General features: G+C 64.3%; 13 protein-coding genes. 8 read left to right on the forward strand and 5 right to left on the reverse strand.

All coding sequences use genetic code 11. From position 1 onward, the window contains the following. The first annotated feature begins 51 nt into the window (after positions 1-51). The 3 genes from HHL22_RS14850 to HHL22_RS14860 all read left to right on the forward strand — a co-directional run bounded on the left by HHL22_RS14850 (position 52) and on the right by HHL22_RS14860 (position 4,384). Positions 52-2,028, forward strand: a complete 1,977-nt coding sequence (locus HHL22_RS14850; protein WP_169532125.1) for a peptidylprolyl isomerase — start codon at positions 52-54, stop codon at positions 2,026-2,028. 24 nt (positions 2,029-2,052) lie between these two features. After that, positions 2,053-3,486: a hypothetical protein gene (locus HHL22_RS14855; RefSeq protein WP_169532126.1), complete on the forward strand. Its 1,434-nt coding sequence runs from the start codon at positions 2,053-2,055 to the stop codon at positions 3,484-3,486. 85 nt (positions 3,487-3,571) lie between these two features. After that, positions 3,572-4,384, forward strand: coding sequence for a mechanosensitive ion channel family protein (locus HHL22_RS14860; RefSeq protein ID WP_169532127.1), 813 nt, complete (start codon positions 3,572-3,574; stop codon positions 4,382-4,384). Here the strand turns inward: HHL22_RS14860 and rsmG are convergent. From rsmG to HHL22_RS14875, 3 genes are all read right to left on the reverse strand, one after another. After that, positions 4,381-4,995, reverse strand: coding sequence for a 16S rRNA (guanine(527)-N(7))-methyltransferase RsmG (gene rsmG / locus HHL22_RS14865; RefSeq protein ID WP_169532128.1), 615 nt, complete (start codon positions 4,993-4,995; stop codon positions 4,381-4,383). The two genes, HHL22_RS14860 and rsmG, sit on opposite strands and share 4 nt — an antisense overlap. A 159-nt stretch (positions 4,996-5,154) precedes the next feature. Further along, positions 5,155-5,778, reverse strand: coding sequence for an RNA polymerase sigma factor (locus tag HHL22_RS14870; protein ID WP_169532129.1), 624 nt, complete (start codon positions 5,776-5,778; stop codon positions 5,155-5,157). Continuing rightward, complete coding sequence (locus tag HHL22_RS14875) at positions 5,769-6,926, reverse strand: glycosyltransferase (RefSeq protein WP_169532130.1); 1,158 nt, start codon at positions 6,924-6,926, stop codon at positions 5,769-5,771. The genes HHL22_RS14870 and HHL22_RS14875 overlap by 10 nt, the downstream gene beginning before the upstream one ends. Positions 6,927-7,091: 165 nt before the next feature. Here HHL22_RS14875 and tgt point away from each other — a divergent pair, with 165 nt between their 5' ends. The 4 genes from tgt (at position 7,092) to HHL22_RS14895 (ending at position 10,929) form a co-directional block, all read left to right on the forward strand. Further along, entirely contained in the window at positions 7,092-8,222 is a 1,131-nt protein-coding gene (gene tgt / locus HHL22_RS14880; protein WP_169532131.1) for a tRNA guanosine(34) transglycosylase Tgt, read from the forward strand. Positions 8,223-8,415: 193 nt separating this feature from the next. Then, positions 8,416-8,700, forward strand: a complete 285-nt coding sequence (locus tag HHL22_RS14885) for a GIY-YIG nuclease family protein (protein WP_169532132.1) — start codon at positions 8,416-8,418, stop codon at positions 8,698-8,700. Between the two features lie 87 nt (positions 8,701-8,787). Continuing rightward, complete coding sequence (locus tag HHL22_RS14890) at positions 8,788-9,870, forward strand: LptF/LptG family permease (protein ID WP_169532133.1); 1,083 nt, start codon at positions 8,788-8,790, stop codon at positions 9,868-9,870. Between the two features lie 123 nt (positions 9,871-9,993). Beyond that, positions 9,994-10,929 (forward strand): DMT family transporter, encoded by a 936-nt coding sequence (locus tag HHL22_RS14895; protein ID WP_169532134.1) that lies wholly within the window; start codon positions 9,994-9,996, stop codon positions 10,927-10,929. A 14-nt stretch (positions 10,930-10,943) separates the two neighbouring features. Here the strand turns inward: HHL22_RS14895 and HHL22_RS14900 are convergent, their stop codons facing one another. Both HHL22_RS14900 and ispE read right to left on the reverse strand, forming a co-directional pair. Then, positions 10,944-11,372 carry a hypothetical protein gene (locus HHL22_RS14900; RefSeq protein WP_169532135.1) on the reverse strand — a complete coding sequence of 143 codons (429 nt, stop codon included), beginning with the start codon at positions 11,370-11,372 and terminating at the stop codon, positions 10,944-10,946. 131 nt (positions 11,373-11,503) lie between these two features. Further along, positions 11,504-12,331: a 4-(cytidine 5'-diphospho)-2-C-methyl-D-erythritol kinase gene (gene ispE / locus HHL22_RS14905; RefSeq protein WP_169532136.1), complete on the reverse strand. Its 828-nt coding sequence runs from the start codon at positions 12,329-12,331 to the stop codon at positions 11,504-11,506. Positions 12,332-12,511: 180 nt separating this feature from the next. On the opposite strand from ispE, the gene HHL22_RS14910 reads away from it, so the two are divergent. Continuing rightward, positions 12,512-13,141, forward strand: a complete 630-nt coding sequence (locus HHL22_RS14910; protein ID WP_169532137.1) for a sugar transferase — start codon at positions 12,512-12,514, stop codon at positions 13,139-13,141. The last annotated feature ends 50 nt before the right edge of the window (positions 13,142-13,191 follow it).

Genomic DNA, 13,191 nt, shown 5'->3' on the forward strand with positions numbered 1-13,191 from the left:
AAGGTCGGGCACTCGTTACTTGCGCGCTAAACCTGCGTTCTACTCCGCTGTATGCGCCTTCCAATTTTACGCTGCCTGTGGGCGGGGCTGCCCTTGCTAGCCGCGGCCGCCCCCGCGCCGCACCCCTACGCCGACGCCACGCGCCGCCGCATCGCCACGGCCCAGGATGAGCGCAACACTGCCGCCCTGCTGCCCTTCTTGCAGGATAAGAACGTGGGCTATCGCGCCGCCGCCGCCCTGGCTTTCGGCTCGGTGCAAGACAAAGCCGCCGTGCCCGCCCTGCTGCCCCTGCTGGCCGACAAAGCCGTGGCCGTGCGCCGCGCCGCCGCCTTCGCCCTGGGCCAGACCGGCGACAGCGTGGCCGCCCTGCCCCTGGCCCAGTGCCTGCCGCAAGCCACTGACTACCAGGAGCGCCTGGCGCTAGGCGAGGCCCTAGGGCGCTGCGCCACCCGCCGCACCGTGCCGCTTCTTTGGCAAGGCGCCGCCTCCGCCGACACCGCCCGCAGCGCCGCCCGGGCCTGGGGCCTGTACCGCGCCGCCCTGCGTAGCCTTACCACGCCCGAGCTGGTGCGCCAAGCCCTGTCGCTGCTAGCCCGGCGCCAGCCCGCAGCCGCCCGGCGCGGTGCCTCGGCCGCCCTGGCCCGCATCAGCTGGGACAAGCTCGACACCACCCAGCTCCGCGCCCTACGGCCCACCCTGCAGCAAGCCATCGGTACCGACCCCGACTACTTCGTGCGCACCAACTGCGTGAGCACCCTGGGCCGCCTGCGCCAGCCCGGCACGCTCGGCGCCCTGCTCAGCGCCACTACGGATGCTGATTTTCGGGTGCGCGTGGCGGCGCTGCGAGCGCTGCCGGTTGATATTTCGGGTGATGCCTATCAAATGGCTTTAAGGCAAATAAAAAAGTCACTAGAGAGCCAAGTATCACAGGAGGCTGTAACAGCTGCTGAATGGCTACTAAAGCTGCCTTTCAATTCATCTTCAAGGGGTTACTATGATATGGTAGCTGTTCCAAATTTTACTCGTATTTCTAATTGGCGAGCACGAGCAATCTTGTTACAAGGAGTACTACGATTTGATGTGGCAAGTGCGCCTGGCATCCGTCCAGCCCTGACCGATACCATCCGCGCCCGCTTCCAGCGCAGCCGCAACCAATATGAAAAGGCCGCGCTGCTCACGGCCCTGAGCGAGGACCCCGCGCAGCTTGACTTTCTGGCCCAGCAGGCGCAGCAGCTGACGCCGCCGCTGGTAGTGTCGGGGGCGGCCCTAGGGGCCTTGGTAGCCATGCGGGGCAGCAAGAGCTTCCCGGCCGCCCGGCAGGCCGACTTCACGGCGGCGCTGCGCCGGGCGCTGGCGGGCGGCGACGTTACCCAGCTCAGCACCGCCGCCGAGGCCCTGGCCGATGCTAAGCTGGTGCCCACGCCCGGCCTCGACGACCTGGCCGCCCTGCGCGCCGCTCAGGCCAAGCTGACGCTACCCCGCGACGTGGAGCCCTACCAGGCCTTGCAGCAGGCGCTCGACAAGCTCACCCACGCCGCCACGCCCACGCCCGTGCCGGCCACGCCCCGCCAGCCCATCGACTGGGCGGCGGTGCAGACGGTGCCGGTGGGCCAGCGCGTGCGCCTTACCACCAGCAAGGGCGCCATCACGATGGTGCTGAAAGTGGAGGAAGCGCCCGGCTCGGTAGCCACCATTGCCGGGCTGGTGCGGCGCGGCTTCTACAACGGGCTCTACTTCCACCGGGTGGTGCCCGATTTCGTGGCCCAGGGTGGCGACCCTAGGGGCGACGGCTCGGGCGGCTTGCCTACTACGTTACGTTCCGAGTTCTCCTACCTCACCTACGGCACCGGGGCGGTGGGCCTGGCCTCGGCCGGCAAGGACACCGAGAGCTGCCAGTTCTTCTTCACCCACCTGCCCACCCCGCACCTCGACGGGCGCTACACCATCTTCGCCCAGGTGGTGGCGGGCCAGGACGTGGTGCAGCGCCTCGAAGTGGGCGACCAGATGCTGCGCGTAGAGCTGCTGTAGACCCGGCGCCGCCTACTTACTCGTATGAAATACCGCTTGCTAGGACTTTTCTGCGCCCTGTTCGTGCTGCTCGATTTGGCGGCCACCTTCGTGCAATACAACCGCATGGTGCTCGACGGCGACCTCGTTGCCATCGTGCACCCGTCGGTCAGCTACGCGCCCGTGCTGCACGACCCGTTTGGCCTGGCGGTGCTCACCAAAGATTCGGTGTATGCCGCGCCCAACCGATTTTTTGCCCACCTCAGCATGGTGGGCTACTGGCGCGCGGTGCCGGGCTGGCTGCAACGGGCCGGGCTAGCCCCCATCGACAGTGTGTACGCAGCCCAGGCCTTGTTTTGCACGCTCCTGCAGGCCCTGCTGCTGTATGTGCTGGCAGTGTATATAGTGGGCGCGGGGGGGCTGGGCAACTGGCGGCTGTGGCTGGCCATGGCGCTACTGGCGCCGTTTTTTCAGGCGCAGGGCTACAGCAGCGAAATGGCCATTGTGCCTCGGGCGGTCACCTACGCCTTTTTCTACCCGCTGCCCCTGCTGCTGCTACTGGTGGTGGCACGGCCCTTCTACCGCTGGGCGCAGGGCGCGCAGTGGCACCTGGGGCCGCTAGGCGTAGTAGGTTGCCTGGGGCTGATGGTATGGCTAGCCTTCAACGGGCCGCTGGTGCCGGGCGTGGTGGCGGTGCTGCTGCTCGGCGGGGGTATGCACTGGGCGCGGAGCGCGGGGCCGCCCGCCGGCTGGGCTTCCCGCCTGCGGCAGCTGCCCTGGGTGCCGCTGGTGCTGCTGCTGCTGTTCGGGCTGCTGTGCGCCTACTCGCTCTACATCGGGCGCAACAACAGCGAGAGCCTGCTGCCCAAGCACAACGTTTTCGGGCGCTACCTGCGCCTGCCCTACGGGGTGTTTCGGCAGCTCACCGGCAAGCTGGGGGTGCCGCTGCTGGTGCTGGCCTGCCTGGGCAACGGCTACCTGCTGCGCCGCCAGGTGCCGGCCACCGCCGAAAGCCAGCGCATCCGGCAGGTGTTGCGCGTGCTGGGCTGGTTTGCGCTGGTCTACATTCTGCTGCTGCCGCTAGGTGGCTACCGCACCTACCGGGCCTACAGCCTGCGGTTCGATACTATTCTGCCCATCACCCTAGGGCTGCTGTTCTTCTACGGCTTGTCGGCCCTGTACTTGCTGCGGCACTTGGCCGGGCGCGCCCGCGCCAGCTACGCGGTGGGGCTGGTCGTCATTGCCTGCATCTACGCCAACGCCGACCGCAAGCTGCGCGTAGCCGACGGCAATGACTGCGAGCGCGCCGCCCTGCTGGCGCTAGGGCAGGCCCCCGCCGAGCTGCCCGCCGTGCACCTGGCGCAGGATTGCAATGTGCTGTCTTGGGACCCCATCACCAATCCCGCCAACTCAACCGACCAGGCCGCCATGCTGCAGTATTGGAATATTACGTGGGGGCCGCGGCCCTACTACCACTAGCCCCGGCCAGCAGCCTGCCCGGCCGGGTTGGCCGCCCACCGTATAAGCCGCTACTTTCATTTTCCGCTACTTTATTTCCGCTTCGATGCCCGCGCCTATTACTCCCATCTCGCTCACCCAATTTGATACGTACACGGAACGCCTCAAGGGGCTGGTAGCCCTGTATCTGCCGCGTATAGCGCTGGCGCTGGTTATCTTGGTTATCGGCTGGTACGTCATTGGCTGGCTGAGCCGGCTGGTGTCGGTGGCCGTCGAAAAGGTAGACGTTTCGCTGCGCTCTTTCCTGACCAGCCTGTTCAGCATTGCCCTCAAGGTGCTGCTGCTCATTAGCGTGGCGGGCATGGTGGGCTTTCAGACTACCTCGTTCGTGGCCATTCTGGGGGCGGCGGGCCTGGCGGTGGGTTTGGCCCTGCAGGGCACCCTGGCCAACTTCGCGGGTGGGGTGCTCATCCTGCTCTTCAAGCCCTACACGGTGGGTGATGTCATTGCCAGCCAGGGCAATACGGGCACGGTGCAGGCCATCCAGATTTTCAATACCATCCTGCTCACGGCCAGCGGCGACATGGTGATTCTACCCAACGGGGCCACTTCCAACAACGTCATCGTGAATAAGGCCCACCCCAAGCGCACGCTGGTGGAAATCGCCCTGGAGTTCGACGCCAACACCGACCTCGACGCCCTGCGCCAGCAGACCCTACCCCTGCTAGCCCGCGACCCCGACGCGCTGCCCGACCCCGCCCCCATGGCGGTAGTAACCGCCCTCAAGCCCGGCGCGACCATGACCGTGGCCTTCCGCGTGTACACGCAGTCGGGCAGCGAGGATTTGGTGCACAACCGGCTGATGAACCAGCTGCAAAAGCTGTTCAGCCGCGGCACGGCGGCCGTGCCCGCTGCCTAAGCCGGTACTACCACCACCTTTTTGGTGTCGAAGAATTCCTCCTCGAAAAAGTCTTTCAGCGCCACCACCTTGGCCACCAGGCCGCTTTCGGCAATTTCCTCCCCTAGGTCGCCGCCTTTCAGGTAGTAGAGGCCCGCGCCGGCCGCGGGGTGAGCCTTGTAGCGGTGCATTATCCAGGGGTGGAAGGTGGCCAGGCGGGCCACGGCGCGGCTCACCACGAAGTCGAACTTCTCGGGCACCTGCTCGGCGCGGGTTTGCGCAGCCGTCACGTTAGAGAGGCCTAGGGCGGCGGCCATAAACTGCACGGCCTTAATCTTTTTGCCGATGCTGTCCACGAGGTGAAACTTCACGTCGGGAAACAGAATGGCCAGCGGCAGGCCCGGCAAGCCGCCGCCGGTGCCCACGTCGAGTACCGCGCTGCCCTTCGGAAATTGCACCACCTTGGCAATGCCCAGCGAGTGCAGGATGTGGCGCTCCAGCAGGTTATCGGTGTCGGTGCGGGCCACCAGGTTTATCTGCGCGTTCCAGGCCCTGAACTCGGTTTCGAGCTGCGCGAACTGCTGCTGCTGCTGCGGGGTAAGCTGGGGAAAGTACTTAGTTAGTAGGGACATGGGGAACGTGAGCGGGCAAGGCGAAAAGAAGTAAAAAGCAGAACGTCATGCTGAGCTTGCCGAAGCATCTCTACCGCTTCGTTGGACGAGCCCAGGCGGCGTGGTAGAGATGCTTTGGCAAGCTCAGCATGACGTTCTGCTCGTCACGCTTTCAGCTGATTAAATAAACTCTTTCTTGTCCTTTACCATGTCGAAGAGCAGCTCGCGGGCGCGGTGCAGCTGGGCCTTCACGGTGCCGAGGGGCGCTTTTAGCTCGGTCGCGATTTCCTCGTAGCTCAGCTCGTCGAAGTAGCGCAGGCTTACCAGGCGCTGGTACTTATCGGGCAGCAGCGACACCACGTGGCGCATTATCTCGATTTTCTGGTTTTTGATGGTGGTGTCGGCCGGGTTCAGGTCATTGTCCCGGAACTCGAGTTGAATCTCGTCGCCGTCGCCCATCTTCACCGCCGAGTCGATACTCATGGTCTTGATTTTATTCTTGCGAATAAAGTCGATGCAGTTGTTGGTGGCAATGCGGAAAAGCCAGGTGCTGAACGCAAATTCGGGGTTGAACTTGTGCAGGTTCTTGAACGCCTTGGCGAAGGCCTCGATGGTGAGGTCCTCGGCGTCGTCGGGGTTGCGCACCATCTTGAGCACGACGTGAAACACCGGCTTCTTGTAAATCTGCATCAGCTCGGCGTAGGCCTTCTCGTCGCCGTGGTCCACGGCCGCCCGAATGAGCTTGAAGTCGTGGCGGGCCTTGGAGGAGAACTGCTTTTGGATATCTGAAGAATTTACTTCCATTGGAGCGGGCGCTTCAGGAGCACGGACGTGCCCCAGGCGCAATAAAGTACAAGGTAAAAAAAATCGAGCAGCGGCAGGGCGGCGGCGGGCAGATGCTGGTTCAGCCGCCGCGCCAGCGGTACATAAACAGCCCAACCTAACAATGTTCGCGCCAGCCAGAGTAGAGCCAAAGATACGACATTCTGAGGCGTCAAACTGACAGCCAGCAGTGCGGGTGTAAACACGTAAAAAAGCACGTTGGTGCCCATAAATAACCCTAAGCGCAGGCGGTCGGCGGGGCGGTAGCGGGTGCCGGCCGAGAGGTGCCGCCGCTTCTGGCGCCACCAGGCCCGCCAGGTGCTGGCGGGCTGGCTGCGGGTGTGGGCCGCCGGGTCGGCCACCACGGCCGCGCGGGCCCCTAGGGCTACCGCGTCCTGCACCAGCAGGTCGTCGTCGCCGCTCAGGCGCCGGATGTGGCTGGCAAAGCCCTTGGTGCGGTGGAAGGTGGCGCGGGTGTAGGCCAGGTTGCGGCCCACGCCCATGTAGGGGTGCCCGGCCCAGGCTAGGCTCAGGTACTGGTTGGCGGTAACCAGCGTTTCGTAGCGGATGAGCTTATTGAGCAAGCCCGGCTGCTCCTCAAAATCCGAGAAGCCCAGCACCATATCGGCCCCGCCGCGCTGCGCGAAGCCCTGCTGCATTTGGGCCAGCCAGTGGGGGCCTAGGGGCCGGCAGTCGGCATCGGTGAAGAGCAGCTGCGGGTAGCGCGCCGCCTTGATGCCCAGGGTGAGCGCGTACTTCTTGGGGGCGAAGCCGGCCGGCGTGTGCGTCACCGTCACGAGCCGGAAGCGGCCGGGGTAGTACTGCGCCAGCTGCTGGGCAAACAGGTAGGTGTCGTCGCGGCTGCGGTCGTCGATGAGCACCAGCTCGAAGCCGGCAGCATACTCCTGGCGCAGCAGCAGCGGCACCAGCTCGCGCAGGTTGTCCAGCTCGTTGTGGGCGCACAAAATGATGGACACCGGCTCGGCAGCGGGCCCTAGGGGTGCGGGCGCCTCGGCCGGTCGCCGCACGAAAGGCCGGAAGTAGCGCAGCCAAAACCACAGCTGCACCAGCAGCAGCGGCAGCAACAGCAACGCGGGCGGAAGCGAGGAAAGCGGGGGTAAAGGCGGCACGGCGAACTAGGCCGCAAAGGTACGCCCCGCCGAAAACCCCTACCGGCCCGATTGGCCCAATGCCAGGCTGCGCCGGCCAGACAACCCGCCGACCAGGTTTAACCAATGGGGCTGACCCGGCTGGGCGGTACTTTTGTAAGTCGGCCGCCCGCGGCTCTTTTTGCTATGACGTTTGAACTACAAGCCCGCGACGCGGGCACCAAAGCCCGCGCCGGGCGCCTCACCACCGCCCACGGCCCCATCGAAACGCCCATCTTCATGCCCGTGGGCACGGCCGGCACCGTGAAGGCCGTGGGCCAGCGCGAGCTGAAGCAGGACGTGCACGCCCAAATCATCTTGGGCAACACTTACCACCTCTACCTGCGCCCCGGCCTCGACGTGCTGCAAGCCGCCGGTGGCCTGCACAAGTTCAATGGCTGGGACCAGCCCATCCTGACTGACAGCGGGGGCTACCAGGTATTTTCCCTAGGGGCCACCCGCAAGATTAAGGAGGAGGGCGTCACGTTTCGCTCGCACATCGACGGCTCGAAGCACCTGTTTTCGCCCGAGGGCGTGATGGATATTCAGCGCCGCATCGGGGCCGACATCATCATGGCCTTCGACGAGTGCACGCCCTGGCCCTGCGAGTACGACTACGCCCGCCGCTCGCTGGACATGACGCACCGCTGGCTGAAGCGCTGCATGGCCCGCCTCGACAGCACCGAGCCGCTCTACGGCTACGAGCAGACGCTTTTTCCGATAGTGCAGGGCAGCACCTTTGCCGATTTGCGCCGTCAGTCGGCCGAGTTTGTGGCCGAGCAGGGCCGCGCCGGCAACGCCATCGGGGGCTTGAGCGTGGGCGAGCCCGCCGCGCAGATGTACGAGATGGCCGAGCTGGTGTGCGACATCCTGCCCCCGGACAAGCCGCGCTACCTGATGGGCGTGGGCACGCCGGCTAACATCTTGGAAAACATTGCCCTAGGGGTCGATATGTTCGACTGCGTGCTGCCCACCCGCAACGCCCGCAACGGGATGCTCTTCACCGCGCAGGGCATCATCAACATCACCAATAAGAAGTGGGCCACAGACTTCTCGCCCATCGACGAAACCCTAGGGGACTATGCGAGCACGTTTTACAGCAAGGCCTACCTGCGCCACCTCTTCCAGGCCCAGGAGCTGCTGGCCTCGCAAATAGCCTCCATGCACAACCTCACCTTCTACCTCTGGCTGGTGGGCGAGGCGCGGCGGCACATCCTGGCCGGCACCTTCGCCGCCTGGAAGCCGGGCATGGTGGAGCAGGTCTCCAGGCGGTTGTAAGCATAATCGTCTGTCATTGCGAGCACAGCGAAGCAATCGCACCAGAACGAAATCAGTACACAACAATAATCGCCTGTCATTGCGAGCGCCGCGAAGCAATCGCACTAGAACAGGTCGTCCGGGTTGCGATTGCTTCGCGGCGCTCGCAATGACAGGCGATTTATAATTAACTGGTCAATTAGTTGTTACCGTCATGCATACCTACTACGTCTATATCCTCACCAACCAATACAACACGGTGCTTTACGTAGGCGTGACCAACAACCTGGAGCGACGCGTGATGGAGCACAAGGCCGGCGCACAAGCGGGTTTTACCAAGCAATACAAGCTCACGAAACTGGTCTATTTTGAAACGTCGCCCAGTGTGCAGGATGCCATTGCGCGGGAGAAACAGCTTAAAGCTGGCTCGCGGGCGAAAAAGCTGGCGCTGGTAAGCGAACTCAATCCGATTTGGAAGGATTTACTAGCAGACTACTAAGATGGTATCGGCGTTGAGAATTGGCCAAGCGAGATGTTCTGGTGCGATTGCTTCGCAGGCTCGCAATGACAGACGGGTTTATTACTTATGAAACTATTAGATAAATACATCATTGGCAAGTTTCTCACCGCGTTCTTCTTCACGGTGCTGATGCTGGTGTCGGTGATTTGCGTGATTGACTACACCGAGAAAAACGACGACTTTCTGCACGCCAACCTGTCGTTCTGGTACACCTTCACGCACTACTACATCTACCTGTTTCCGTACTACGCCAACCTGCTCTCGCCCATTACCATATTCATCGCGGTGGTGTTCGTCACGGCCAAGCTGGCCTCGCGCACCGAGCTGGTGGCCATGCTGTCCAGCGGCATGAGCTTCGAGCGGCTGCTGCTGCCCTACGTGATGGGCGCCGCCGTCATCGGGGCGCTCACGTTTGGGCTTATTAGCTGGATTATCCCCATCGGCACTAAGCAAATAGTGCTCTTTGAGGGGAAGTACGTGGAGGAGCCCTTTCACTTCGACGGGCGCAACGTGCACATGAAAATCGGGCCCCGCACCTACGCCTCGCTCGAGAGCTACGATAACGTGCGCAACACGGGCTACAACTTCGTGCTCGAAACCATCGACAGCACCACCATCCTGCGCCGCCGCCTCAAGGCCGATGTGCTGAGCTGGGACTCGGTGAAGCACGTCTGGCACCTCTCGGCCCAAACGGTGCACACCTTCGGCGGCGGCACCCGCGAAGCGCTGCTCACCATTCCGCCCCGCGACACCACCCTCAACCTTTACCCCAAAGACTTTGGGAGCACCTACCGCCTGGCCGAAACCCTGACCTCGCCCCAGCTCAACCAGCTGATACGCGAGAAGATAGAGCGCGGCGCGGCCGACACCGCCAAGTACCTGAGCGTAAGGTACGAGCGCTACGCGTACCCCTTCGACGCCATCATTCTCACCATCATCGGGGTGGTGCTCAGCGCTCGCAAAAGCCGCACCGGCGTGGGCGGGCAAATTGCTCTCGGGTTCGTGCTGGCGTTCGTGTTCATCATCTTCGTTATGCTCTCGCGCAACCTGGCCTCGGTGGGCACCGTGCCCCCCATCGTGGCCGCCTGGACACCGGGCGCCATCTTCTCGGTGGTCGGATTTTTCCTGTATAGAGTGGTGCCGAAGTAAATTTTATAAATGTGGAAATATAAGGGATGTGGGAAATGTGAAAATTAAGCTGTCATTCCGCCAAAAGCACTCAATAGACATTTTTACATTCTTCACATCCCTTATATTTCTACATTAAAAACTATGCTCAAAGACTACCTGCGCCTGCATTTCATTGTGTTGCTCTGGGGCTTCACGGCCATTCTGGGTAAGCTGCTGCAGCCCATGCCGCCCGTCGAGCTGGTGTTTTGGCGCACGCTGCTGGCCAGCGCGGGGCTGGCGGGGCTGCTAGCGGCGCGGCGCCTGGGCTGGCGCCTAGCCCCCCTGGAGGCCCTGAAGCTGCTGGGCGTGGGCGCGCTGGTAGCGGCGCACTGGATTACGTTTTTCCTGGCCGCGCGCCTCTCCTCGGTGAGCGTGTGCCTGGCGGGCCTGGCCACGCTAGCGCTCTGGACCTCGGTGCTCGAGCCGCTGGTGCTCTGGCGCCGGGTGCGGCCCTACGAGGTGGGCCTGGGGCTGGCCGCCATGGTGGGGCTGTATTTGATTTCGCAGGCCGAATTGACGCAGCTGACCGGGCTGCTGGTGGCGGTGGCGTCGGCGGGGCTATCGGCGCTGTTTAGCGTGCTCAACTCGCGGCTGGTGCAGCGCCACGCGCCGGTGCGCCTCACCTTCTACGAGATGGTGGGCGCCTGCCTGAGCATCAGCCTATTTATGCCCTTCTACACGCGCTACCTGGTGCCCGATGGCCGCCTGCACCTAGCCTGGCACGGCTACGACTGGCTGTGGCTGGGCCTGCTGGCGGGGGCCTGCACCGTGTACGCCTTCGCCTCGTCGGTCGAGCTGATGAAGCGCCTGTCGGCCTTCGTCGTCAACCTCACCATCAACCTGGAGCCCGTCTACGGCATTGTGCTGGCCCAGATGCTATTTGTGCTGCGGGCGCCGGGCTTCGGGCAGGAGCGCATGAGCAGCGGCTTCTACTTGGGCACGGTCATCATCCTGGCCAGCGTGCTCATCCACCCGCTGCTCGACCAGTGGAACCAGCGCCGCGCGCGCAAGAAAGAAGCCGCCGAGGTGCTGGTGTAGCCTAGGGCCCCCCGCTACTCCCAAGCGTAGTACCAGGAGCTAGCCACCGTGCCATTAGGCGCTAGGCGGAAGCGCAGGTAGTCGTGCCGGTAGCGCCAGTGGTAGATGAGCAGGCTGTCATTGGCTTCGTCGGGCTTGCCCATGGCGCGCCACACGGCCTGGCGCGGCTGGCCATTGAGCCGGGTGCCCAGCTCGTTTAGTACCTTTTGCAGGTCGCTGCCGTAGCGGCTGCACGCGGCGCACTTCGCCCGCTTCAGCCGCCGGTACTCCTGGCCGAGCTGCGCGGTGCTGTACGGGCCTAGGGCCGCGACCGGGTAGCGGCTCTGGCAGCAGCCGGGGGCCTCGGGGCCGGCCGCGCCAACTACCGCCGGGCGCGTGCAGGCTACCAGCAGCGCCAGGCCGAGCGGCAGCCCTAAGATGCTTCGGGAGCGTTGAATAGACATGTAAGTAAAGGGCAAAAAGAACGTCATGCTGAGTTCCGCGAAGCATCTCTACCGAACCATACGGCGCGGTAGAGATGCTTCGCGGAACTCAGCATGACGTTCAATTATTATGGCAAGCATAAGCCACGCAGCTACAGCGTTCCGCGCCACACCAGAAACTCTGGCTCCCAGGCCAGCGCCGGCGCTTCCCCTAGGTCCGGAAACAGCCCGTACACGGCCGAGCCCGAGCCCGACAAGCTGGCGTAGGTGGCCCCGGCCGCGTAGAGGCGCGCCTTGATGTCGGCCAGCACCGGGTAACGCGGGGCCAGCGCATCTTCAAAATCATTGCGCACGGTGCCGGGCCATTCGGCCATTGGCTGCCCTAGGGCCTCGCGCAGCGGGTGGGCCGGGGGGCGCGGCACGATGCCCGCAAACGCCGCCGCCGTGCTGATGTGCAGGCCCGGATACACCACCAGGCAGGCCGTGCCGCGCACCTCAAGGGCCAGGGGCGAGAACTCGTCGCCGCGGCCGTGGGCCAGCATAGGGGTATTGTGCAAGAAAAACGCGCAGTCGGCCCCCAGGCGGCGGGCATAGCCTTCGAGCTGCATGGTGGTCAGCCCCAGGCTAAATACCTCGTTCACCGCCCGCAGCGCAAACGCCGCATCAGCCGAGCCGCCCCCCAGGCCCGCGCCAATGGGCACCAGCTTGTGCAGGTGTAGCTGGGCGGCGGGCAGCGCGGGGTAGTCGGCCTGCAGCAACTGATAGGCCTTGAGGCACAGGTTAGTAGCGGGGTCGCCGGGCACGGGGCGGCCGCTCAGGGTGAGGCTGCTGGCGGCCTGGCCCTTGGGCGCGGGCAGCACCTCCAGGGCGTCGGTCCAGGGCAGGGGCACGAAGGCGGTTTCGAGGTCGTGGTAGCCGTCGGGCCGCCGGGCCGTCACGTAGAGCCCCAGGTTGAGCTTGGCGTTGGGGAAAACTAGCAAGGGGATAGTGACTAATTACTAGTGACTAGTGACAAAATGAGTGGCAAAGAACGGGACGGCGCAAGCAGTTGCCCTACTGTTCGGCACCTACCCGCCCAGGGGGCAGCTGCGTAAATTGCGCGCGGTAGCCTTGTTCCTCCTCTTCTATTCGTCACTAGTCACTAGTAGTTAGTCACTAAAATGTACCCCGGTAAGCGCCTGCTCGACCTGGCGGTGGCCCTGCCGCTGGCGGTGGCTACGCTGCCGCTGCTGGCCCTAGGGGCCGCCCTGGCCGCCTGGCAAAACGGCGGCTCCTGGCTGTTTCGGCAGCAGCGGCCGGGGCTAGGCGGACGCGCGTTCACCCTCTATAAGCTGCAAACCATGCGCCCCGCCCTGGACCCCGCCACCGGCCGCCCGCGCCCCGACGCCGAGCGCCTGCCGCCGCTGGGGCGCTGGCTGCGCAGCACCAGCCTCGACGAGTTGCCGCAGCTCTGGAACATTATTCGCGGCGAGATGAGCTTGGTGGGCCCTAGGCCCCTGCTGCCCGAATACCTGCCCCTGTACTCGGCCCGGCAGGCGCGGCGCCACCTGGTGCGCCCCGGCCTCACGGGCTGGGCCCAAGTAAACGGGCGCAACGCGATTTCGTGGGAAGAAAAATTTGAATTTGATAATCAATACGTTGACCAGCAAAGCCTGCAGCTCGATCTGCGCATTTTGTGGCGCACGGCCGGGCGGGTGCTGGGGCGCCAGGGCGTGGCGGCGGCCGGCGAGGCTACCATGCCGCCCTTCCGGGGCAGTGCGGGCCTAGGGCCGCCGGCCGAAAAAAGCTAGCAGTTTGCCGGGCCCGGCCGCGGCGCGCGGCGCCCGGCCCAATACTTTTG

The sequence above is a fragment of the Hymenobacter polaris genome, assembly GCF_012927305.1.
Lineage (GTDB): Bacteria > Bacteroidota > Bacteroidia > Cytophagales > Hymenobacteraceae > Hymenobacter > Hymenobacter polaris.

Bases quoted from the DNA above. Each gene is read 5' to 3' on its own strand.
- HHL22_RS14850 (WP_169532125.1), top strand. From the start codon at position 52: ATGCGCCTTCCAATTTTACGCTGCCTGTGGGCGGGGCTGCCCTTGCTA.
- HHL22_RS14855 (WP_169532126.1), top strand. From the start codon at position 2,053: ATGAAATACCGCTTGCTAGGACTTTTCTGCGCCCTGTTCGTGCTGCTC.
- HHL22_RS14860 (WP_169532127.1), top strand. From the start codon at position 3,572: ATGCCCGCGCCTATTACTCCCATCTCGCTCACCCAATTTGATACGTAC.
- rsmG (WP_169532128.1), bottom strand. From the start codon at position 4,995: ATGTCCCTACTAACTAAGTACTTTCCCCAGCTTACCCCGCAGCAGCAG.
- HHL22_RS14870 (WP_169532129.1), bottom strand. From the start codon at position 5,778: ATGGAAGTAAATTCTTCAGATATCCAAAAGCAGTTCTCCTCCAAGGCC.
- tgt (WP_169532131.1), top strand. From the start codon at position 7,092: ATGACGTTTGAACTACAAGCCCGCGACGCGGGCACCAAAGCCCGCGCC.
- HHL22_RS14885 (WP_169532132.1), top strand. From the start codon at position 8,416: ATGCATACCTACTACGTCTATATCCTCACCAACCAATACAACACGGTG.
- HHL22_RS14890 (WP_169532133.1), top strand. From the start codon at position 8,788: ATGAAACTATTAGATAAATACATCATTGGCAAGTTTCTCACCGCGTTC.
- HHL22_RS14895 (WP_169532134.1), top strand. From the start codon at position 9,994: ATGCTCAAAGACTACCTGCGCCTGCATTTCATTGTGTTGCTCTGGGGC.
- HHL22_RS14900 (WP_169532135.1), bottom strand. From the start codon at position 11,372: ATGTCTATTCAACGCTCCCGAAGCATCTTAGGGCTGCCGCTCGGCCTG.
- HHL22_RS14910 (WP_169532137.1), top strand. From the start codon at position 12,512: ATGTACCCCGGTAAGCGCCTGCTCGACCTGGCGGTGGCCCTGCCGCTG.